The organism is Dietzia sp. SL131, from assembly GCF_026672565.1.
In the GTDB taxonomy this organism is placed as follows: domain Bacteria; phylum Actinomycetota; class Actinomycetes; order Mycobacteriales; family Mycobacteriaceae; genus Dietzia; species Dietzia kunjamensis.
The window spans coordinates 1060068-1080248 of the sequence record NZ_JAPPRI010000003.1; the positions used below are offsets into that span (position 1 = coordinate 1060068).

Consider the following 20181-nt stretch of genomic DNA (forward strand, 5'->3'; position numbering starts at 1 on the left):
GTGGTGGATCAGCTCCCGAGGTCGGTCTCGCCCTCGACGAGCTCGGCTTGCTCGGCCCTCTGGTTGCCGTGCGAGACGGCGATCTTGCGCGGCTGGGCCTCTTCGGCCACCGGGATCACCAGGCGCAGGACGCCGTCGGTGTAGTCGGCCTCGATCTTGTCGGTCGCCAGGCCCTTGCCCATGGCGAGCTGCCGGGCGAAGGTCCCCGACTGCCGCTCGTGCATGAGCCACTGCGCGTCACCCTCGGCAGGCGCCCGCCGCTCGGCGCGGACAGTGAGGGTGCGGTCCTCCACGTCGATGTCGATGGTGGAGGGGTCGACCCCTGGCATATCGATGAGCCCGACGAAGCGATCGCCCTCCTTGTAGAGGTCCATCGGCAGGGAAGTCGAGGCGGTGGCGCTGCGGAGCCCCTCGCCCAGGAGGCGATCGAGCTCACGGAACGGATCGAAACGGGTGCTGGTGGCCATGATGGTCTCCTTCTGGGCTGATCGGTGTGCGCCCGGTATCTCCGGGGTCGCACACGGTTCAACCCTCGAGCGGAGTTGAGTATTCCCGACTCAGGTCGACATTTTTCGGTTGAGTCCGCTCCGCTCAGCCCGGAGGCCGACGTGGTTCACGGGAAGGCCGGCTTCGGTGGAACCGGAGGGTACCTCGCGCCGTCACCCCGAGTAGGAGAGGCTCGGGCGCCCACCGAGAACGGGCGTCCACAGTGTGCGGACATCGGGGCGGGTGCCTCGGCTATGGCCTGGTGGAGAGCCCTCGCGTTCGAAGGTCAGACGATGCGGGGGTCCGATTCCCCTGAGGTGTTCGTCCTCCTGACCTTCAGCGTGATGTTCTTCGTCGCGGCCGATCTGACGGGGGCAATTCTTCTCTGGCATCTGAAGTGGAGTGAACGAACCATCATGAGGACTCGTGCCGCGGTGGCGGGACTGATCATCGTGTACGGCGCGACGTCCACCACGACGCTCGCACTCATCGCGGCGTCCGAGTGGGCGCTGGGAGCGATCCTGCCGGGGGCGTTCACCGCCTACATTCTGTATTTCACTGTCCGCGAGTGGCGCGGGAACCGCGTCCGTCGGGACCGGCGGGACAGTCCCCACCCCGTGGAGTCGTGAAACGTTGTCGCACGGCTGGTCGTTCTTCGCCGTGGCTCTCCCTTACTCCCGGACGAGGTTCCCGGGGAAAGCGCTCGTCCCGGCGGGTTTCGACGCTGACGAAGCCCGGGATCGGCGACTCCACGCCGGACCCGCCCCAGGGCGCGGGTGCGCGCGCCGGATCCCCGGGATCCACCCGCGCAGGTGGCCCGGATCGCGGTGCTCGCGGCCGCTACTAGACTGGTGAAAGGTCGTCGCGTGCGGCGTCCGCAGTACCGCGTTCTCCGGAACGCGGTGCTCGCGGGCCCGTTCGTGCCGTCCCGGCACCCCACTGAAAGGCCACACTATGCTCTCCCGCATCGACCTGCGCGGTCGCTCACTCGGCACGGCCGAGTTGCGGCGCACACTCCCGCGCGGCGCCGCCGACGTCGACTCGGTCGTCGACACCGTCCGCCCGGTGGTCGAGGCGATCCGCGAGCACGGGGCCCCGGCCGCACTCGAGTACGGCGAGAAGTTCGATTCGGTCCGTCCGGCGTCGGTGCGGGTCCCGGCCGAGGTCATCGCCCGGGCGGTCGACGAGTTGGACCCTGACGTCCGAGCCGCGCTGTCCGAGGCGATCCGTCGTGCCCGCATCGTCCACTCAGCGCAGCGCCGCGGTGACACCGTCACCGAGGTCGCCCCCGGGGGGTTCGTCACCGAGCGGTGGGTACCGGTCGAACGCGTGGGCCTCTACGTTCCCGGCGGCAAAGCCGTTTACCCCTCCAGCGTCATCATGAACGTCGTACCGGCGCAGGTCGCCGGGGTCGGGTCGCTGGCAGTGGCCTCTCCGCCCCAGGCGGATTCCGGTGGCTGGCCGCACCCGACCATTCTCGCCGCGTGCTCACTGCTCGGGGTCGAGGAGGTCTGGGCGGTGGGCGGCGCCCAGGCCGTGGCGTTGCTCGCGTACGGCGGTCAGGACACGGATGACTCCGTTCTCGAGCCCGTCGACATGGTCACCGGGCCCGGCAACGTGTACGTCACCGCCGCCAAGCGCCTGTGCCGCAGCGTCGTGGGCATCGACTCCGAGGCGGGCCCCACCGAGATCGCCATCCTCGCGGATGACACCGCCGACCCGGTCCACGTCGCGTACGACCTCATCAGCCAGGCGGAGCACGACCCGAACGCCGCGAGCGTCCTGGTCACCCACTCCGAGACGTTGGCGGACGCCGTGGACCGCGAGATCGAGTCGCGCTACGAGGTGACCCTCAACTCGGACCGGGTGCGCGAGGCGCTCGAGGGTCCGCAGTCGGGCATCGTCCTGGTGGACGATATCGAGGCCGGTCTGCGGGTGGTCGACGCCTACGCAGCCGAGCACCTCGAGGTCCAGACCCGCAATTCCGCAGCCGACGCCGCCCGCGTGCGCAATGCCGGCGCGATCTTCGTGGGCGCCTACTCGCCCGTCCCGCTCGGGGACTACGCGGCGGGGTCCAACCACGTCCTGCCCACGTCCGGTACGGCGCGACACTCGTCGGGGTTGAGCGTGCAGACCTTCCTCCGGGGGATCCATGTCGTCGACTACGACCAGGCCGCCCTCAAGGAGATCGCGCCGACCGTGGTCGCACTCGCGGACGCCGAGCGGCTGCCCGCGCACGGTGAGGCCGTACGGGCCCGATTTGAGGACCTCGGCGCGGGAGAGGACGGACGATGACCGATTCCCCACGTCCCGGAGTCGGGCTCGGCGCCCTCCCGCTGCGAGAGAATCTCCGCGGACAGAGCGCCTACGGGGCCCCGCAGCTCGAGGTCCCCGTACAGCTCAACACCAACGAGAACCCACACCCGCCCAGCGCGGAACTGGTCGCCGACATCGCCGGCGCCGTCGCCGCAGCCGCCGAAGACCTCAACCGCTATCCCGACCGCGACGCCGTCGCACTGCGCACCGACCTGGCCTCGTACCTGACCCGCCAGACCGGCGTCGATCTGGACGTGGACATGGTCTGGGCCGCCAACGGTTCCAACGAGATCCTGCAGCAGCTGCTGCAGGCGTTCGGCGGGCCCGGGCGCAGCGCCATGGGCTTCGTCCCCAGTTACTCGATGCACCCGATCCTCGCGGCCGGAACCGATACCGAGTGGATCCCGGTGGATCGCGGGTCCGACCTGTCCATCGATATCGCCGCTGCGGTGGCGGCGATCGAGGAGCACCGGCCGGACGTGGTGTTCGTCACCACGCCCAACAACCCCACGGGGCACGTGGTCGACCTCGACGACCTGCGACGCCTGCTCGACATGGCCCCCGGCATCGTGGTGGTGGACGAGGCGTACGCGGAGTTCTCGCCGTCCCCGAGCGCCTGCACCCTGCTCGCCGACTATCCGACCAAGCTCGTCGTGTCGCGGACCATGAGCAAGGCGTTCGCCTTCGCGGGTGGCAGGCTCGGCTACTTCGCGGCCGACCCGTCCTTCGTCGAGGCCGTACTGCTCGTACGGTTGCCCTACCACCTGTCGATGATCGCGCAGGCCGCTGCCCGTGCGGCGCTTCGTCACGCCGACGAGACGTTGGCCTCCGTCGCGCTGCTCGCCGGGGAACGCAAGCGCGTCACCGCCGGGCTGGAGGAGCAGGGCTTCGAGGTGCTTCCCAGCGAGGCCAACTTCGTGCTCTACGGGCCGTTCGTGGACGCGACGCGCGCGTGGCGGCGTTATCTGGACGCCGGCGTGCTGATCCGCGACGTGGGCATCCCGGGTCGACTTCGTGCGACCATCGGGCTCGAGCACGAGAATGATCGGCTGCTGCGGGTGAGCGCCGAATTGGCGGTCGACGAGATCGAGACCCGAACCGAGGAGAAGCGATGAGTGAACAGACCGCGCGGCGGGGTCGTGTCGAGAGGTCGACCAGGGAGTCGTCGATCGTCGTGGAGATCGACCTCGACGGGACGGGCCGGTCCGACATCTCGACCGGGGTGCCGTTCTTCGACCACATGCTGACGGCCTTCGGCCAGCACGGCGCCTTCGATCTCACCGTGCGCGCGACCGGTGACAGCGAGATCGAAGCGCACCACACGGTGGAGGACACCGCGATCGTCCTGGGACAGGCGCTCGCGCAGGCCCTCGGCGACAAGCGCGGCATCCGCCGCTTCGGTCAGTGTTCCCTGCCCATGGACGAGACGCTCGCCGAGGCGATCGTCGACGTCTCCGGACGGCCCTACTTCGTCCACACCGGTGAGCCCGAGATGATGGTCGGCTACGTCGTGATCGGTCACGACAGCGCGCCCTACGGAACGGTGCTCAACCGGCACGTGTTCGAGACCCTCGCCTACAACGCCCGGATCGCGTTGCACGTCCGCGTGCACTACGGCCGCGATCCGCACCACATCACCGAAGCCGAGTACAAGGCGGTCGCGCGTGCTCTGCGCGCAGCCGTCGAGCCGGACCCGCGGATCACCGGCATCCCCTCGACCAAGGGCGCGCTGTGATGCCGGCGTGACCCCGCGCGTCCACACCCCGGGGGCGTTCTCGAAGCTGGCGCGTACCCCCGGGGTCCCGGCCGCGTTCGTCCTGGTCCTGCTCGCCTTCGGGGGGTTCTCCCTGCTGCTGCCCGTGGTGCCGCTCGCCGTGGTCCGTGGCGGCGGGAGTGAGTTCGTCGCGGGCGCCACCACCGGTGTGTTCATGACCGTGACCGTCCTGTTCCAGCTCGCCACCCCGAGAGTCACGGCCGCGATCGGCTATCGCTGGGTACTGGGGATCGGCAGCGCGCTGCTCGGTCTCCCCTCGGGGCTGCTCGCCCTGTTCGACGGCCCGTTCGCGGTATTGGCGATCAGTGGAGTGCGAGGCGCAGGCTTCGGCATGATGACCGTCGCCGGCTCGGCTCTGGTGGCAGAACTCGCGCCACCCGGCATGCTCGGTCGGGCGACGTCACTGATCGGCCTCGCCGTCGGCATCTCCGAAGCCATCTTCCTGCCGGTCGGCCTGTGGCTGCTCGACCTCTTCGGCCTGCCCACGGTGGCCTGGGCGGCCACCGGGTTCGGCGTCGTGGGCCTGGTCGCCGCCGCCCGCCTGCCTCACGTGTTCCCGAGCCCCCCGGGGGAGTCGGACCAGTCGGCGCTCGGCGCCAGGAAGGTCGTTCTCCTCCTGGCCGGGCCGTTCCTGGTCATGGTGGCGGTGACCCTGCCCTACGGAGCAGCGGCATCGTTCCTGTCACCCGCGTTGGATTCCATAGTCTCCGGAAGCGGCGCGGTCGTCGCCGGCGTGGGACTCGGACTATTGGGCGCCGGTGTCATCGTCGGCCGCACCGTCGCCGGGCTCATCTCGGACCGACGTGGACCCGGGGCACTGGTCTGGCCGGGTCTCGGGGTGGCGGCACTCGGAATGCTCGGCATCGCGGGGTTGTTGACCATGGAGGTGAACCCCTGGTGGTTCCTCGTCCCGACCGTCGTCTTCGGTCTCGGGTTCGGAGCCGTTCAGAACGAAGCCCTGGTCGCATCGTTCGAACGGATGCCGCGCTCGCGTCTGGGGACGGCGTCCGCGTCGTGGAACATCTCCTTCGACGCCGGTACCGGTCTCGGATCCGTCGTCATGGGCGGGTTCGCCGGCTTCGGCTACGTCGTGCTGTTCACCGTGGCGGCCGGGGTCGTCCTCGCGGTGGGCGGCCCGGCGGCGGTGGGCGCCCGACGCACCAGGCCCACGCGCGATCTGACCCTGACCGACACCGGCGATAAGGTGAACCAATGACGACTTCCGCCACACGGGTAGCACTCCTGGACTACGGCTCGGGAAACCTGCGGTCCGCGCACCGTGCGCTCGAGCGGGTCGGCGCCGAGGTCGAGCTCACCTCGGATCCCCGCGTCGCCACCGAGGCGGAGGCGTTGGTCGTGCCGGGGGTCGGCGCGTTCGCCGCCTGCATGAAGGGCCTCGAAGCGGTCAAGGGCCCCCGGATCATCGGTGAGCGTCTCGCCGGCAGTCGGCCCGTCCTGGGTATCTGCGTCGGCATGCAGGTCATGTTCGAGCGAGGCACCGAGTTCTCGGACGGGGAGCACGAGGACTCCCCGGGGGTCCCCGGGTGCGGTGAGTGGCCCGGCGTGGTGGAGAAGCTGCACGCACCCGTGCTGCCGCACATGGGCTGGAACACCGTCGAGGCGCCGGCGAACAGCGTCCTGTTCGCCGGCATGCCCGCCGACGAGCGGTTCTACTTCGTCCACTCCTACGGCGTGCAGCGCTGGGAGATGGAGCCGTCGGATCACCTCCGAGCCCCCGACGTCACCTGGGCCGAGCACGGCACCAGGTTCATCGCGGCTGTGGAGAACGGGCCGCTGTCGGCCACTCAGTTCCACCCCGAGAAATCGGGCGACGCGGGACTGCAGCTCCTCGAGAACTGGATCCGTTCTGTCCGATAGGGGTGAAGGGGACCGGGCCCCGGTGTCCTTCGCCGTGCTCGCGCTGGGCGTGGCCGGGGCGGGAGTCCTCGGCCTCGCGCTGACCGCGATCGCGGTGGCCGTGCTCCCCGTGCCGCCGGTCGGCAAGGCCGTCGTCGCACTGGTCGGGCTGATCCTCGCGGTCGCGGCGATGGGTCTGGTGTCCAACCGCATCACCGATCGCGCGATCCGCGCCGAGTACGGCGAGGAGCCCGGCGGGCAGGCGGAGCGCCCCGGTGACGACGGACTAGGCTGATGGCCGTGACCAACGCCAATTATCTCGAACTCCTGCCCGCCGTCGACGTCGCAGACGGTCAGGCCGTCCGTCTCGTACAGGGGGAGGCCGGGACCGAGACCTCGTACGGGGCGCCGCTCGACGCGGCGCTGCAGTGGCAGCGTGACGGTGCGGAATGGGTTCACCTCGTGGACCTCGATGCCGCGTTCGGCCGGGGCTCGAATCGCGATCTCCTCGCCGAGGTCGTGGGGGCGCTCGACGTCAAGGTCGAGATGTCCGGTGGCATCCGCGATGACGATTCGCTCGAGGCCGCCCTGGCCACCGGCTGTGCGCGCGTGAACCTCGGTACGGCCGCGTTGGAGAACCCGGAGTGGTGTGCCTCGGCCATCGCCCGGCACGGCGATCGGATCGCGGTGGGACTCGACGTGCGAGTGGTCGACGGCGAGCCCAGGCTGCGTGGTCGCGGATGGGTCTCCGACGGCGGCAACCTCTGGGAGGTTCTCGAGCGTCTGGACACGGACGGCTGCGCCCGGTACATCGTCACCGACGTGTCCAAGGACGGCATGCTGAACGGGCCCAACCTCGAGATGCTCTCGCAGGTGTGCGCGGCCACCGATGCCCCTGTCGTGGCGTCGGGCGGTGTCTCCTCGGTCGCGGACCTCGAGGCCATCGCCACGCTGGTTCCGCAGGGTGTGGAGGGCGCGATCGTCGGCAAGGCGCTCTACGCGGGCCGGTTCACCCTTCCCGAGGCGCTCGCCGCCGTCAGCCGACGCTGACCACGCGGCCTCGTGACCGCCAGGTAGCTTCCCGACCCCGCATGACCTCGAGCAGGAGGCCCGAGATGGACGATCAGACCGGAAATGCCCTGCCGACGGACCTCCCCGTCGACCCGGCCGAGGCGCTCGCACTGGCGACGCGCGTGCTCGACGAGGTGACTCCTCGCTTCGTCGAGGGGGTCGGCGCGAAGGGCATCCAGAACAAGGGATCGCGCAACGACTTCGCGACCGAACTGGACCTCGAGTTGGAACGCCGTATCTCGGAGGCCCTGAGGGAGGGGACAGGGCTCGAGGTGCACGGTGAGGAGTACGGCGGTCCGCCCGTCAACGAGGGCACCCTCTGGGTGGTGGACCCCGTCGACGGCACGGCCAACTACTCGTTGGGCATCCCGACCGCCGGCATCCTGGTCTCGTTGGTCCACGAGCGTCAGCCGGTGCTGGGGCTGACCTGGTTGCCCCTGCTAGGGATAACGTTCACCTCGATCGCGGGGGGACCGCTCAAGGAGAACGGCGCGGAGGTCTCGCAGATCTCCGACGTCTCCATCCGCGACGTCGCACTGGGGCTGGGTTCCCTCAACACCGGTGCCCGCACGACCTACCCTCCGGCGTATCGCCGCGAGGTCTTCGAGCAGCTCACGCTCGACGCGGCCCGGACCCGCAAGTTCGGCTCCACCGGGGTGGACCTGTCTTTCGTCGCGTCGGGGCGACTGTCGGCGGCGGTCAGCTTCGGCAACTTCGCGTGGGACAACGCGGCCGGCGCCTCCCATGTCCGCGCAGCGGGTGGTGTGGTCACCGACCTCACGGGGGAGCCCTGGTCCACCGACTCCCAGTCCATCCTCGCCGCGGGCCCGCGAGCCCACGCGGAGGTCCTCGACACGATCCGTCAACTCGGCGAGCCGAGCAACTTCTTCGAGGCCGGGCGACGGCGCGCCACTCCGGAACCCGAGAGCCCCCGTCCGTGGCTACAGAGCGGGCGGTGACCGGATCATGACACTCGCCACCAGGGTCATCCCGTGCCTCGACGTGGACGCCGGGCGCGTGGTCAAGGGCGTCAACTTCCTCGACCTCCGCGACGCGGGTGATCCCGTGGAGTTGGCCGCCGCCTATGACGAGCAGGGCGCCGACGAGCTGACCTTCCTCGACGTGACCGCGTCGTCGTCGGGTCGCGGGACCATGATCGACGTGGTCAAGCGCACCGCCGAGCAGATCTTCATCCCCCTCACCGTGGGAGGAGGCGTGCGTACCGAGGAGGACGTCAACCAGTTGCTGCGGGCCGGCGCGGACAAGGTGAGCGTCAACACCGCCGCCATCGCCCGCCCCGAGCTGCTCGGCGAGCTCAGTCGACGATTCGGCTCGCAGTGCATCGTCCTGTCCGTGGACGCGCGGACCGTACCCGAGGGGTCCGAGCAGACCCCGTCGGGATGGGAGGTCACCACGCACGGTGGTCGCCGCGGTACCGGCATCGACGCCGTCGAGTGGGCGCGGCGCGGGCAGGAGCTCGGCGTGGGCGAGATCCTGCTCAACTCGATGGACGCCGACGGCACCAAGGCGGGTTTCGACCTGGCGATGGTGAAGGCGGTCCGCGAGGCGGTGTCGATACCCGTCATCGCCTCGGGCGGTGCCGGTGCGGTCGAGCACTTCGCTCCGGCGGTCCACGCCGGGGCCGACGCCGTCCTCGCGGCCAGTGTCTTCCACTTCGGGGAGATGACCATTGGCGACGTGAAGGACGCGCTCGCGGCAGAGGGGATCACGGTCCGATGAGCGCCCACGTCCTGGATCGGTCGATCGCCGAGAGGCTGTCGCGCAACGCCGACGGCCTCGTCGCCGCGGTCGTGCAGGACGCGACGTCGGGCAGGGTGCTCATGATGGCGTGGATGGATGACGCCGCGCTGGCGGAGACGCTGGCGACCCGGCGGGGTGTGTACTACTCCCGCTCGCGTGGGCAACGGTGGGTCAAGGGGGATACCTCCGGCCACGTGCAACACGTGCGTCGCGTGGAGATCGACTGCGACGGAGACACCGTCCTGCTCCATGTCGACCAGACCGGCGCGGCCTGCCACCGGGGCACCACCAGCTGTTTCGACACCGCAACCCTGCTCGGAGAGGACTGAACGGCGTGCCCTTCATCCAGATCAACCAACTCGACGGGATGGCCGCGGCGGACAAGGCCCGCGTCATCGAGGCGGTCACGGCCGCGTACGCCGAGGCCTCGGGCAAGGACCCGGCGAAGGTGTGGGTCCACGTCCACGACATGCCGCACGATTCCTTCGGGATCGCCGGCAAGGCCTTCGGATGAGCACCGAGACGACCACGTTCGAACAGTTCCGCGCGCTCGCCGCGGGCCACCGGGTCGTGCCGGTGGTGCGCACGGTGTTGGCGGATTCCGAGACCCCGTTGTCCGCGTACGTCAAGCTCGCCGGCGACCGACCGGGGACGTTCCTGCTGGAGTCGGCGGAGCACGGGCGCTCGTGGTCGCGGTGGTCGTTCATCGGCTGTGGGGCGGCCGCCGCGTTGACCGTCGACGGCTCGGGCGAGGCGACGTGGTGGGGCAACGTGCCCGCGGGCGCGCCCACCGGCGGTGACCCGCTGGACGCGCTCCGGAGGACACTCGACCTGTTGCGCACCGATCAGATCCCGGGACTTCCCCCGTTGACGTCGGGGATGGTCGGTTACCTCGGGTACGACATCGTGCGCCGGCTCGAGCGGATCCGGCCCGACACCGTCGACGACCTGCAGTTGCCGGAGATGGTCCAGTTGCTGGCCACGGATCTGGCGGCGTTCGATCACCACGAGGGTCGCATCCATCTCATCGCCAACGCGGTCAACTGGGACGGCAGCGACGAGCGGGTCGAGCAGGCCTACGCGGACGCGGTGGCCCGGGTCGACTCGATGACGGCGCGGCTAGCCGACCCGGGGACGGGCGGCGTGAGCGTGTTCGACACTCCCGCCCCCGATGTGCGTCGCTGCACCGACGAGTCGACGTACCACGCGCGGGTCGCCGACATCATCGAGCAGATCTACTCGGGCGAGGCCTTCCAGGTGGTGCTCAGTCAGCGGTTCGAGGTCGACACCGCCGCCTCGCCGCGCGACGTCTACCGGATTCTGCGCACCACCAACCCGAGCCCCTACATGTTCCTCATGACGATCCCGGACGGTAGCGGGGAGGACGGGTTCGGCGATACCGCCTTCACCATCGTGGGATCGAGCCCGGAGGCGTTGGTGACCGTCCAGGACGGGGCGGCGACGACCCATCCGATCGCGGGGACCAGACCGAGGGGCGACGACGAGGAGCACGACGTCCTGCTCGCCAAGGACCTGGTGGATGACGCCAAGGAGAACGCCGAACACCTGATGTTGGTCGATCTCGGTCGCAACGACCTCGGCCGGGTCTGCGTGCCGGGCACGGTGGAGGTGACCGAGTTCCGCCAGGTCGAGCGCTACAGCCATGTGATGCACCTCGTGTCCACGGTGACCGGGCGCCTGGCCGACGGGCAGACGGGCATCGACGCCGTGACCGCCTGTTTCCCGGCCGGCACGCTGTCCGGTTCGCCCAAGCCCCGCGCACTGCAGATCATCGAGGACCTCGAGGACACGCGACGCGGTGTGTACGGGGGCGTGGTCGGCTACGTCGATTTCGCCGGCAACACCGATCAGGCCATCGCGATCCGGTCGGCCGTGATCAAGGACGGCACGGCCTACGTCCAGGCGGGTGCCGGCATCGTCGCCGATTCGGTTGCCGCCTCGGAGGATGCGGAGTGCCGCAACAAGGCGATGGCGGTCCTGCGGGCCGTCGCAGCCGCGGAGACACTGCGCGACGCCGGGGAGGGCCGGTGACCCACCGCGCCCGTCTGCTGGTCCCCGTCGTGCTGTTGGTGGTGGGGGCGGCGCTGCTGTGGGTCGCCTCGCGGATGGTGTGGCTCGACGTGGTGGCCTTCAACGACCAGTCGGGAGAGGGCCGACGGGCCCTGACCGGAGCGGACTGGCAACCCGCCCTCGTCCCGCTCGCACTGGGCGCGCTGGCGGCGATCGCCGCTGTGGCCCTGGTCCGAGGTACTGCCGCGCGAGCGGTGGGCGCCGTCATCGCGCTGCTCGGCGTGGCCGCCGGGGGCCTCATGGCGATGTCGGTGGGGGAGGTCGACGCCGACCGGGTCCACTCGGTGATCACGAGTGACGAGGGCCTGGCCCGGACCGATGCCGGGCCGGGTTCCGAGGGCGCGGAGGCGATCCCGCAGTGGTCGGAGATCACCGAGTTGTCGACCCGGCCCGCGGGACCCGTGATCACCGGCGCGGGCGCCGTCGCCCTGTTGGCGGCGGGGATCGTCGTCCTGGCCAGTCCGGCCCGCCCGGTGCGCCGTGACGACCGGTACGTGACCCCGGCGGCCCGGCGGGAGGGTGCGGCGACCGGACCGGACACGGAGGACGACGCCGGGCGGGATCTGTGGCAGGAGTTGGACGACGGACGGGATCCGACCGGCTGACCGGGTCAGGGTGGTCCCGATTCGGGAACCCCGGCCGGGACCTCTATTGTCGATCTCGATCACACTTTCCGCCCTACGACTGCAGAGGGAGGTCACGGTGGGTACCGTGCTCGACTCGATTCTCGACGGGGTCCGTGAGGACGTCGCGGCCCGTGAGGCCGTCATCGATATGGCGGCCGTGAAGAAGGCGGCCCAGTCGGCGCCGGACCCGCTCGACGCGCTCAAGGCGTTGCGCGATCCCGGGGTGGGCGTCATCGCCGAGGTCAAGCGAGCCAGCCCGTCCAAGGGCGCCCTGGCCGAGATCCCCGACCCCGCCGTCCTGGCCCGGATGTACGAGGAGGGCGGGGCGCGCGTCATCTCCTGCCTCACCGAGGAGCGCCGTTTCAACGGCAGCCTGGCCGATCTCGACGCGGTCCGCCGCGCGGTCGACATCCCGGTTCTGCGGAAGGACTTCGTGGTGGGGCCGTACCAGATCCACGAGGCGCGGTCGCACGGCGCGGATCTGATCCTGCTCATCGTGGCCGCGCTCGAGCAGGACGCCCTGGTGTCGCTCCTCGATCGCACCGAGTCGCTGGGTATGACGGCGTTGGTGGAGGTCCACACCGAGGAGGAGGCCGACCGCGCGCTGGAGGCCGGAGCCACGGTCATCGGTGTCAACGCCCGCAACCTCAAGACACTCGAGGTCGACAGGGACGTGTTCTCCAGGATCGCGCCCGGGCTCCCGTCCGACGTCGTCAAGATCGCCGAGTCCGGGGTCCGGGACGCCTCGGACCTCCTGGCGTACGCCAGCGTCGGGGCGGACGCCGTGCTCGTGGGCGAGGGACTGGTGACGCAGGGCGACCCGCGGGCGGCCTGCAACGCCCTGGCCACGGCCGGTGCCCACCCGTCCTGCCCGCAGGGACCCCGCTAGTCCGGTGCCGCCGGCTTCAGGCAGACTGGGGACGTGAACTCCAAGGATTTTCCGTCACTGCCCACCATGGGAGAGGTGCTCCGGTCCACCACCGGACATGAGCCCGACCAGCGGGGCCACTGGGGGCCGTTCGGCGGCCGTTACGTCCCCGAGGCGCTGATGGCGGTGGTCGACGAGGTGACCGACGCCTACGCCAAGGCCCGGGCGGACGACGAGTACCTCGACGAGCTCGACCGGTTGCAGCTCCACTACTCGGGTAGGCCGTCGCCGTTGTACGAGGCGACGCGGTTCGGTGCGGAGATCGGTGCGCGGGTGTTCCTCAAGCGCGAGGACCTCAACCACACGGGTTCCCACAAGATCAACAACGTCCTCGGCCAGGCGCTGCTCGCGCAGCGGATGGGCAAGAAGCGGGTGATCGCGGAGACCGGCGCCGGTCAGCACGGGGTGGCCACGGCGACGGCGTGTGCCCTCCTCGGCCTCGAGTGCAAGGTCTACATGGGCGCGGTGGACGTGCGCAGGCAGGCGCTCAACGTGGCGCGGATGCGGTTGCTCGGTGCCGAGGTCGAGGCCGTGGAGATCGGTTCGGCCACGTTGAAGGACGCGATCAACGAGGCGATGCGGGACTGGGTCGCCCACGCGGACGACACCTATTACGCGTTCGGTACCGCGGCCGGGCCGCACCCCTTCCCGACGATGGTCCGCGACTTCCAGCGCGTCGTCGGCGCCGAGGCCCGGGTGCAGATCCTCGATCAGGCCGGTCGGCTGCCGGACGCCGCCGTGGCGTGCGTCGGCGGTGGTTCCAACGCGATCGGGTTGTTCCATTCGTTCATCGACGACGACTCGGTTCGTCTGGTCGGGTGCGAGGCCGGGGGTGACGGCGTGGGGTCCGGACGCACCGCGGCGACCGTCAACGCGGGGACGCCCGGGGTCTTCCAGGGTTCGTACGCCCATCTCATGCAGGACTCCGACGGGCAGACGATCGAGTCCCATTCGATCTCGGCGGGCCTGGACTACCCGGGTGTCGGGCCCGAGCATTCGCGCCTGGCGGAGATCGGGCGGGCCGAGTACCGCCCGATCACGGATACCCAGGCCATGGACGCGTTCGCTCAGTTGTGCCGCACCGAGGGCATCATCCCCGCCATCGAGTCGGCGCACGCGATCGCCGGTGCCGCGCAGCTCGCCGCGGAGGGCGTGGACCTCATCCTGGTCAACGTCTCCGGTCGCGGCGACAAGGACGTCGACACCGCCGCCCGGTGGTTCGGCCTGTTGGACGGGGGGACCCCGCCCGAGGCCGGGGTGGATTCGAGCCAGGGCGCCGACGACGGCGCGGGCGAGTTCGCGGACGGAGGAGTCGAGGGATGAGCGTTCTCAGTGACGTGTTCGAGCGGTGCCGGAGCGAGGACCGGGCCGCGCTCATCGGCTACTACCCGGCGGGTTACCCGACTCTCGAGGGGTCGATCGACGCCGTGCGCACGATGGTCGAGGGCGGATGCGACATCGTCGAGGTCGGCATCCCGTACTCCGATCCCATGATGGACGGGCCGACCATCCAGGCCGCCGCCGACACCGCGATCGAGGCCGGGTTCCGCGTGGCGGACACCTTCGGGGTGGTCCGCGCGGTCGCCGCGGCCGGTGCGGTCCCCGTGGTCATGACCTATTGGAACCCGGTGCTCCAGTACGGTGTCGACCGTTTCGCTGCCGACCTCGCCGCCGCCGGCGGTACCGGCGTCATCACGCCCGACCTCATCCCCGACGAGGCCGACGACTGGATCGCCGCGTCGGACGCCCACGGAATCGACCGGGTGTTCCTCGTCGCGCCGTCGTCGACCCCCGAGCGACTCGCGATGACGCTCTCCCACACGGGCGGTTTCGTCTACGTCCAGGCCGTCATGGGTGTCACCGGCGCCCGGGACGTCGTCTCGGACGCGCCCCGGACCCTCACCGCGCGGGTCCGTGAGATCTCCGGCCTCGCCTGTGGGGTCGGGCTGGGGGTGCGCAACGGTGAGCAGGCGGCCGAGATCGCCTCGTACGCCGACGGCGTGATCGTCGGGTCGGCACTCATCACGGCGGCGACCGAGGGGCTCGACGCCCTCGGGAGGCTGACCGCCGAGTTGGCCGAGGGCGTCCATCGAACCGGAGCAGCGTCGTGATCCCCAGCCCTCCCCAGGGCGTCTGGGAGATCGGTCCGTTCCCCCTGCGTGCGTATGCCCTGTGGATCATCCTCGGCATCGTCGTCGCCATCTGGTGGGGCGAGAAGCGCTGGGTCGCCCGTGGCGGCCGGGCCGGGGTCGTGATCGACACGGCGCTGTGGGCGATCCCCTTCGGCCTGATCGGCGGACGGATCTACCACGTGGCCACCGATTGGTACCGCTACTTCGGAGAGGGCCGCGATCCCGTCGACGCGTTGAAGATCTGGGATGGCGGCCTGGGCATCTGGGGGGCGGTCGCGTTCGGCGCTCTCGGCGCCTACATCGGTCTGCGCCAACAGGGCATCCGGGCGCTGGGGGCGCTGGGCGATTCGATCGCCCCCGGCATCGTGTTGGCACAGGGGATCGGCCGACTGGGCAACTACTTCAACCAGGAGCTCTACGGCCGCGAGACCGATGTGCCCTGGGCGCTGGAGATCTACCAGCGCTACGACGAGTCCTACGGGTACTCGGAGACGATCGGGCGGTCGACCGGACAGGTGCTGGCGACCGTTCACCCGACATTCCTCTACGAACTGCTGTGGAACGTTCTCGTGGCGATCGCCCTGGTGCTGATCGACCGGCGGTTCCGCCTGGGCCACGGTCGGCTCTTCGCCCTCTATGTGGCGTTGTACTGCTTCGGTCGCTTCTGGGTGGAACTGCTGCGCGCGGACGCCGCCACGGAGGTGTTCGGACTGCGCATCAACACCATCGTCTCCCTCGTGGTGATGCTCGCCGCGCTGGTGTATCTCTGGCGGGCCCGCCGCGGCCGGGAGGAGGCCTCCGACCTGCGGGCGCCGGACGACGTCGGGGACGACCCGGCGGAGGGTGGTCCCGCGGGCGACGCACCCCCGTTGGCCGGTCGTTGACCTCGGGTTAACCGGGTGGCCGGTCGAGGGGACTAGATTGGTACGAGTGAATCGTCGTACCAAGATCGTCTGCACCCTGGGTCCCGCCGTCGCGTCGGAGGAAGGAATCCGAGAGCTGGTCGACGCGGGCATGGATGTCGCCCGCCTCAACTTCAGCCACGGAGAGCACTCCGACCACGAGGCCAACTACCGATGGGTCCGCAAGGCCTCCGACAAGTCCGGCCGGGCCGTCGGTGTCCTCGCGGACCTGCAGGGCCCCAAGATCCGACTCGGCCGCTTCCTCGAGGGCCGGCACGAGTGGGAGGAGGGCGACCGTGTCGTCATCACCGTCGCCGAGGTGGAGGGCACCAAGGATCGCGTCTCGACCACCTACAAGGGGCTGGCGAACGACGCCCGCCCGGGAGACCGCCTCCTCGTCGACGACGGCAACATCGGACTGACCGTCGAAAACGTCGACGGTGACGACGTCCAGTGCGTCGTGACCGAGGGCGGTACCGTCTCCAACAACAAGGGCGTGTCCCTGCCGGGCATGAACGTCTCGGTCCCCGCGTTGAGCGAGAAGGACATCGCCGACCTCCGGTTCGCCCTCGGCCTGGGGGCGGACTTCATCGCCCTGTCGTTCGTGCGGTCGCCGGCGGACGTCGACCTCGTGCACGAGGTGATGGACGAGGTGGGCATCCACGTTCCCATCATCGCCAAGCTGGAGAAGCCGGAAGCCGTCAAGAATCTCGAGTCCATCGTCCTGGCATTCGACGCCATCATGGTGGCCCGGGGCGACCTCGGCGTGGAGTTGCCGCTGCAGGAGGTGCCGCTGGTCCAGAAGCGTGCCATCCAGATCGCGCGCGAGAACGCCAAGCCCGTCATCGTGGCCACCCAGATGCTCGAGTCGATGATCACGAACTCCCGGCCCACCCGGGCCGAGGCGTCCGACGTGGCGAACGCCGTCCTCGACGGGGCGGACGCGGTGATGCTCTCGGGGGAGACCTCCGTCGGCAAGTACCCGATCGAGACCGTACGCACGATGTCGTCCATCGCACTCGCGGTGGAGTCGGACTCCACGGCCGCGCCGGATCTGGTGCACATCCCACGGACCAAGCGCGGTGTCATCTCCTACTCCGCCCGCGAGATCGGTGAGCGGCTGGGGGCGAAGGCGCTCGTCGCGGTCACCTCGACGGGGGATACGGTGCGGCGGCTCGCCCGTCTGCACAGCCACCTGCCGCTCATCGCCATCACCAGCGACCCCCGCATCCGCAGCCAGCTGGCGCTGACGTGGGGGACCGAGACCTTCCTCACCGACCGCGTCAACGACACGGCGGAGATCGTCAAGGTCACCGACGAGATGCTGCTCCCGCTCGACGGGTACAACGAGGACGACCTGATCGTGCTCGTCGCGGGGAACGTGCCGGGCGTCGAGGGGTCAACCAACTTCATCCTCGTCCACCGGATGGGCGAGGTCGACCACTGATCACCATCGGATAACAACCGACAGGCGCCGGTGAGCAAGCCGCTCACCGGCACTTTCGTCTGTGTTCGTGCCTTTGACGTGACAGAGTCGAGACACTTCTGTTACCTTCTTGGAGTCGACTGGGAAGCCGGTCACGTCCCTGCTTCACCCGCTCCAGTCTCCGAGGTTCCCTGATGTCCGACGCCACTCGCATTTCCTACGCCGAGCTCGCCGATCGACTCGGCGTCGAGGGCACCGGCGCGACCGCCGGGCGCCACCGCGCCGCCCGCTCGTCCAACATGGGCCGCCTCGTTGCCGGCACCGTCGCCGGCGCCGCCCTCTCCGGCGGCATGGCCATGGCCGCCGCCCCCGCAGCCTCCGCCCAGTCCGCCGAGATCAACGCCGACCAGCTGATTGAGATGGCGCAGGGCGTCATCCAGGGCATCGGCCTCACCGAGGACCAGCTTCGGGAGTACGCGATCGACCCGGCTGTGTTCGGCTCGCTCGGTGTCCCCTCGGTCGGTGGCGCCCACGCCCCGACCTACGGTCCGATCACCTCCGGCTTCGGCCCCCGTTGGGGAACGTTCCACAACGGCACGGACTTCGGTGCACCGATCGGGACCCCGATGTTCGCCGCCAAGTCCGGCACCGTCGTGGCTGCCGGCCCGGCCTCGGGGTACGGACTGTGGATCCGGATCCAGACCGACGACGGCCACCTGCTCGAGTACGGACACAACGACCAGAACCACGTCTCGGTCGGCCAGCGGGTCAACGCCGGGCAGGTCATCGGAACGGTCGGAAACCGCGGCTACTCCACCGGGCCGCACCTGCACTTCGGCGTGCGCAACCCGGCCGGCCAGTGGATCGACCCGGTGCCGTGGCTCCGCGCCAACGGCGTCGCCGTCTGATCGATCGACGCCCCCGACACGCACCCGTCGCGCCCCGTCTCCCCTCGAGGAGGCGGGGCGCGACCGCGTTGACGGGCCACGTGTCGGGCCTTTCTGACACAGTGGGGCGAGAGAGTCCACCACCAGTCGAGAGGCGATCCATGTCGCAGACCGTCAAGGGCGTCATTGCCCGTAGCAAGGGGGCCGAGGTCGAGTTGGTCGACGTCGTCGTCCCCGATCCCGGACCGAACGATGTCATCGTGCGGGTGCAGGCGTGCGGCGTCTGCCACACGGACCTGGCGTACCGGGACGGCGGGATCAACGACGAGTACCCGTTCCTGTTGGGCCACGAGGCCGCGGGCATCGTCGAGACCGTCGGTGACCGGGTCACCCATGTCGCCGAGGGCGACTACGTCGTCCTCAACTGGCGCGCGGTGTGCGGTGAGTGCCGGGCCTGCAAGAGGGGCCAGCAGCAGTACTGCTTCGCCACCCACAACGCCTCGCAGAAGATGACGCTGAGCGACGGCACCGAGCTCACCCCCGCGCTCGGCATCGGCGCGTTCATCGACAAGACCCTCGTCCACGAGGGGCAGTGCACCAAGGTCGACCCGGCGGCGGACCCGGCGGTCGCCGGACTGCTCGGATGCGGTGTCATGGCCGGCATCGGCGCGGCCGTCAACACCGGCCAGGTCAGCCGTGGCCAGTCCGTCGCCGTCATCGGGTGCGGTGGAGTCGGTGTCGCCGCGGTCGTGGGCGCCCGACTTGCGGGCGCCTCGACGATCATCGCGGTCGATATCGACGACACCAAGCTCGAGTGGGCCAAGGACTTCGGTGCGACCCACGCGGTCAATTCGACCTCGACCGATCCGGTGGCCGCTATCCAGGAGCTCACGGACGGCTTCGGCGCCGACGTCGTGATCGACGCCGTCGGTCGGCCGGAGACGTACGAGCAGGCCTTCTACGCGCGTGATCTCGCCGGGACCGTGGTCCTGGTGGGCGTGCCCACGCCGGAGATGCGGTTGGAGTTGCCGCTGCTGGACTTCTTCGGCCGTGGTGGCTCGCTCAAGTCGTCCTGGTACGGCGACTGTCTGCCCGAGCGCGATTTCCCGATGCTCGTGGATCTGCATCTGCAGGGTCGGCTCCCGCTCGAGAAGTTCGTCTCCGAGCGGATCGGCATCGGGGCCGTCGAGGCGGCGTTCGACGCGATGAAGTCCGGTTCAGTCCTCCGATCGGTGGTGACGATGTGAGCGAGATCCACACCAGCGCCGGGCACGCCGGCGGTCTGCGTATCGAGAAGGTCGTCACGAGCGGCATCTTCGCGCTCGACGGCGGCGAGTGGGAGGTCGACAACAACATCTGGATCCTCGGGGACGACTCCGAGGTGTACGTGATCGACGCCGCGCACACTGCCCAGCCGATCATCGACGCGGTGGCGGGCCGCCGGGTCAAGGGCATCCTGTGTTCGCACGCCCACAACGACCACATCACTGTGGCGCCGGAACTGTCGGAGAAGCTGGATGCGCCGATCCTGGTGCACCCGGGTGACCAGATGCTGTGGGACGAGACCCACCCCACCGTCTCCCACGGCGAGCTCTCCGACGGGCAGCGTCTGGAGATCGCGGGTACCCGCATCGACGTGATGAACACCCCGGGTCACTCACCGGGATCGTGCGTGTTCCACGTTCCCGAGGCGGGCGTGTTGTTCTCCGGCGACACCCTGTTCTCCGGCGGACCGGGGGCAACGGGCCGGTCGTACTCGGATTTCCCGACCATCATCACCTCCATCCGCGAGCGCATCCTCACGCTGCCCGCGGAGACGCTGGTGCACACCGGTCACGGTGACGGGACGAAGGTCGGGGACGAGTCCCCGCACCTCGAGGAGTGGATCGCCCGAGGGCACTGAGACCGCCGCCGTGGGCGCGGG

General features: G+C 69.9%; 23 protein-coding genes. 22 read left to right on the forward strand and 1 reads right to left on the reverse strand.

The genetic code is table 11. The features are described from left to right. Positions 1-8: 8 nt before the first annotated feature. A complete protein-coding gene (locus OVA21_RS05765) occupies positions 9-467 on the reverse strand; it encodes an Hsp20/alpha crystallin family protein (protein ID WP_067713942.1) in 459 nt (152 codons plus the stop codon). A 312-nt stretch (positions 468-779) separates the two neighbouring features. Between OVA21_RS05765 and OVA21_RS05770 the strand changes: the two genes are divergently transcribed. The 22 genes from OVA21_RS05770 (at position 780) to OVA21_RS05875 (ending at position 20160) form a co-directional block, all read left to right on the forward strand. Continuing rightward, positions 780-1115 carry a hypothetical protein gene (locus OVA21_RS05770; RefSeq protein WP_143337689.1) on the forward strand — a complete coding sequence of 112 codons (336 nt, stop codon included), beginning with the start codon at positions 780-782 and terminating at the stop codon, positions 1113-1115. Positions 1116-1440: 325 nt separating this feature from the next. After that, positions 1441-2781, forward strand: a complete 1341-nt coding sequence (gene hisD, locus OVA21_RS05775) for a histidinol dehydrogenase (protein WP_096905593.1) — start codon at positions 1441-1443, stop codon at positions 2779-2781. Next, a complete protein-coding gene (locus OVA21_RS05780; RefSeq protein ID WP_096905592.1) occupies positions 2778-3917 on the forward strand; it encodes a histidinol-phosphate transaminase in 1140 nt (379 codons plus the stop codon). Before hisD ends, OVA21_RS05780 begins: the two co-directional genes overlap by 4 nt. After that, positions 3914-4537 carry an imidazoleglycerol-phosphate dehydratase HisB gene (hisB, locus tag OVA21_RS05785; RefSeq protein ID WP_096905591.1) on the forward strand — a complete coding sequence of 208 codons (624 nt, stop codon included), beginning with the start codon at positions 3914-3916 and terminating at the stop codon, positions 4535-4537. Before OVA21_RS05780 ends, hisB begins: the two co-directional genes overlap by 4 nt. Positions 4538-4544: 7 nt before the next feature. Beyond that, positions 4545-5792, forward strand: coding sequence for an MFS transporter (locus OVA21_RS05790; RefSeq protein WP_096905590.1), 1248 nt, complete (start codon positions 4545-4547; stop codon positions 5790-5792). Continuing rightward, positions 5789-6454, forward strand: coding sequence for an imidazole glycerol phosphate synthase subunit HisH (gene hisH / locus OVA21_RS05795; protein ID WP_096905589.1), 666 nt, complete (start codon positions 5789-5791; stop codon positions 6452-6454). The genes OVA21_RS05790 and hisH overlap by 4 nt, the downstream gene beginning before the upstream one ends. A 22-nt stretch (positions 6455-6476) precedes the next feature. Beyond that, on the forward strand, positions 6477-6728 hold the full coding sequence (locus OVA21_RS05800) for a hypothetical protein (protein WP_067713966.1): 252 nt from the start codon (positions 6477-6479) through the stop codon (positions 6726-6728). Next, positions 6728-7483: a bifunctional 1-(5-phosphoribosyl)-5-((5-phosphoribosylamino)methylideneamino)imidazole-4-carboxamide isomerase/phosphoribosylanthranilate isomerase PriA gene (priA, locus tag OVA21_RS05805; protein ID WP_067713969.1), complete on the forward strand. Its 756-nt coding sequence runs from the start codon at positions 6728-6730 to the stop codon at positions 7481-7483. The genes OVA21_RS05800 and priA overlap by 1 nt, the downstream gene beginning before the upstream one ends. A 65-nt stretch (positions 7484-7548) precedes the next feature. Next, complete coding sequence (locus OVA21_RS05810) at positions 7549-8463, forward strand: inositol monophosphatase family protein (RefSeq protein ID WP_096905588.1); 915 nt, start codon at positions 7549-7551, stop codon at positions 8461-8463. Positions 8464-8470: 7 nt separating this feature from the next. Next, positions 8471-9244, forward strand: a complete 774-nt coding sequence (hisF, locus tag OVA21_RS05815) for an imidazole glycerol phosphate synthase subunit HisF (protein ID WP_096905587.1) — start codon at positions 8471-8473, stop codon at positions 9242-9244. Next, positions 9241-9594 carry a phosphoribosyl-AMP cyclohydrolase gene (gene hisI, locus OVA21_RS05820; RefSeq protein WP_067713976.1) on the forward strand — a complete coding sequence of 118 codons (354 nt, stop codon included), beginning with the start codon at positions 9241-9243 and terminating at the stop codon, positions 9592-9594. The genes hisF and hisI overlap by 4 nt, the downstream gene beginning before the upstream one ends. A gap of 5 nt (positions 9595-9599) precedes the next feature. Next, the gene (locus tag OVA21_RS05825) at positions 9600-9779 is read left to right on the forward strand and encodes a tautomerase family protein (protein ID WP_067713978.1); all 180 of its coding nucleotides are present in this window, start codon (positions 9600-9602) and stop codon (positions 9777-9779) included. Beyond that, positions 9776-11317: an anthranilate synthase component I gene (locus OVA21_RS05830; protein ID WP_096905586.1), complete on the forward strand. Its 1542-nt coding sequence runs from the start codon at positions 9776-9778 to the stop codon at positions 11315-11317. The genes OVA21_RS05825 and OVA21_RS05830 overlap by 4 nt, the downstream gene beginning before the upstream one ends. Next, positions 11314-11961 carry a TIGR02234 family membrane protein gene (locus OVA21_RS05835; protein ID WP_067713985.1) on the forward strand — a complete coding sequence of 216 codons (648 nt, stop codon included), beginning with the start codon at positions 11314-11316 and terminating at the stop codon, positions 11959-11961. The genes OVA21_RS05830 and OVA21_RS05835 overlap by 4 nt, the downstream gene beginning before the upstream one ends. Before the next feature lie 97 nt (positions 11962-12058). Next, positions 12059-12871: an indole-3-glycerol phosphate synthase TrpC gene (gene trpC, locus OVA21_RS05840; RefSeq protein WP_096905585.1), complete on the forward strand. Its 813-nt coding sequence runs from the start codon at positions 12059-12061 to the stop codon at positions 12869-12871. A gap of 66 nt (positions 12872-12937) precedes the next feature. Further along, positions 12938-14233: a tryptophan synthase subunit beta gene (gene trpB / locus OVA21_RS05845; RefSeq protein ID WP_096905584.1), complete on the forward strand. Its 1296-nt coding sequence runs from the start codon at positions 12938-12940 to the stop codon at positions 14231-14233. Further along, entirely contained in the window at positions 14230-15021 is a 792-nt protein-coding gene (trpA, locus tag OVA21_RS05850; RefSeq protein WP_096905583.1) for a tryptophan synthase subunit alpha, read from the forward strand. Before trpB ends, trpA begins: the two co-directional genes overlap by 4 nt. Further along, positions 15018-15926: a prolipoprotein diacylglyceryl transferase gene (gene lgt, locus OVA21_RS05855; protein ID WP_067713993.1), complete on the forward strand. Its 909-nt coding sequence runs from the start codon at positions 15018-15020 to the stop codon at positions 15924-15926. Before trpA ends, lgt begins: the two co-directional genes overlap by 4 nt. A gap of 46 nt (positions 15927-15972) precedes the next feature. Next, complete coding sequence (gene pyk / locus OVA21_RS05860; protein ID WP_096905582.1) at positions 15973-17391, forward strand: pyruvate kinase; 1419 nt, start codon at positions 15973-15975, stop codon at positions 17389-17391. Positions 17392-17564: 173 nt separating this feature from the next. Next, a complete protein-coding gene (locus tag OVA21_RS05865) occupies positions 17565-18278 on the forward strand; it encodes a M23 family metallopeptidase (protein WP_096905581.1) in 714 nt (237 codons plus the stop codon). Positions 18279-18418: 140 nt separating this feature from the next. Beyond that, a complete protein-coding gene (locus OVA21_RS05870; protein ID WP_067713998.1) occupies positions 18419-19504 on the forward strand; it encodes an S-(hydroxymethyl)mycothiol dehydrogenase in 1086 nt (361 codons plus the stop codon). Beyond that, positions 19501-20160 carry an MBL fold metallo-hydrolase gene (locus tag OVA21_RS05875; RefSeq protein WP_172812117.1) on the forward strand — a complete coding sequence of 220 codons (660 nt, stop codon included), beginning with the start codon at positions 19501-19503 and terminating at the stop codon, positions 20158-20160. The genes OVA21_RS05870 and OVA21_RS05875 overlap by 4 nt, the downstream gene beginning before the upstream one ends. Positions 20161-20181 lie beyond the last annotated feature (21 nt).

What these genes read in the sequence shown, in the direction of transcription:
- OVA21_RS05765 (WP_067713942.1), bottom strand. Translation starts at nt 467, where the DNA reads ATGGCCACCAGCACCCGTTTCGATCCGTTCCGTGAGCTCGATCGCCTC.
- OVA21_RS05770 (WP_143337689.1), top strand. Translation starts at nt 780, where the DNA reads ATGCGGGGGTCCGATTCCCCTGAGGTGTTCGTCCTCCTGACCTTCAGC.
- hisD (WP_096905593.1), top strand. Translation starts at nt 1,441, where the DNA reads ATGCTCTCCCGCATCGACCTGCGCGGTCGCTCACTCGGCACGGCCGAG.
- OVA21_RS05780 (WP_096905592.1), top strand. Translation starts at nt 2,778, where the DNA reads ATGACCGATTCCCCACGTCCCGGAGTCGGGCTCGGCGCCCTCCCGCTG.
- hisB (WP_096905591.1), top strand. Translation starts at nt 3,914, where the DNA reads ATGAGTGAACAGACCGCGCGGCGGGGTCGTGTCGAGAGGTCGACCAGG.
- hisH (WP_096905589.1), top strand. Translation starts at nt 5,789, where the DNA reads ATGACGACTTCCGCCACACGGGTAGCACTCCTGGACTACGGCTCGGGA.
- priA (WP_067713969.1), top strand. Translation starts at nt 6,728, where the DNA reads ATGGCCGTGACCAACGCCAATTATCTCGAACTCCTGCCCGCCGTCGAC.
- OVA21_RS05810 (WP_096905588.1), top strand. Translation starts at nt 7,549, where the DNA reads ATGGACGATCAGACCGGAAATGCCCTGCCGACGGACCTCCCCGTCGAC.
- hisF (WP_096905587.1), top strand. Translation starts at nt 8,471, where the DNA reads ATGACACTCGCCACCAGGGTCATCCCGTGCCTCGACGTGGACGCCGGG.
- hisI (WP_067713976.1), top strand. Translation starts at nt 9,241, where the DNA reads ATGAGCGCCCACGTCCTGGATCGGTCGATCGCCGAGAGGCTGTCGCGC.
- OVA21_RS05830 (WP_096905586.1), top strand. Translation starts at nt 9,776, where the DNA reads ATGAGCACCGAGACGACCACGTTCGAACAGTTCCGCGCGCTCGCCGCG.
- trpB (WP_096905584.1), top strand. Translation starts at nt 12,938, where the DNA reads ATGGGAGAGGTGCTCCGGTCCACCACCGGACATGAGCCCGACCAGCGG.
- trpA (WP_096905583.1), top strand. Translation starts at nt 14,230, where the DNA reads ATGAGCGTTCTCAGTGACGTGTTCGAGCGGTGCCGGAGCGAGGACCGG.
- OVA21_RS05865 (WP_096905581.1), top strand. Translation starts at nt 17,565, where the DNA reads ATGTCCGACGCCACTCGCATTTCCTACGCCGAGCTCGCCGATCGACTC.
- OVA21_RS05870 (WP_067713998.1), top strand. Translation starts at nt 18,419, where the DNA reads ATGTCGCAGACCGTCAAGGGCGTCATTGCCCGTAGCAAGGGGGCCGAG.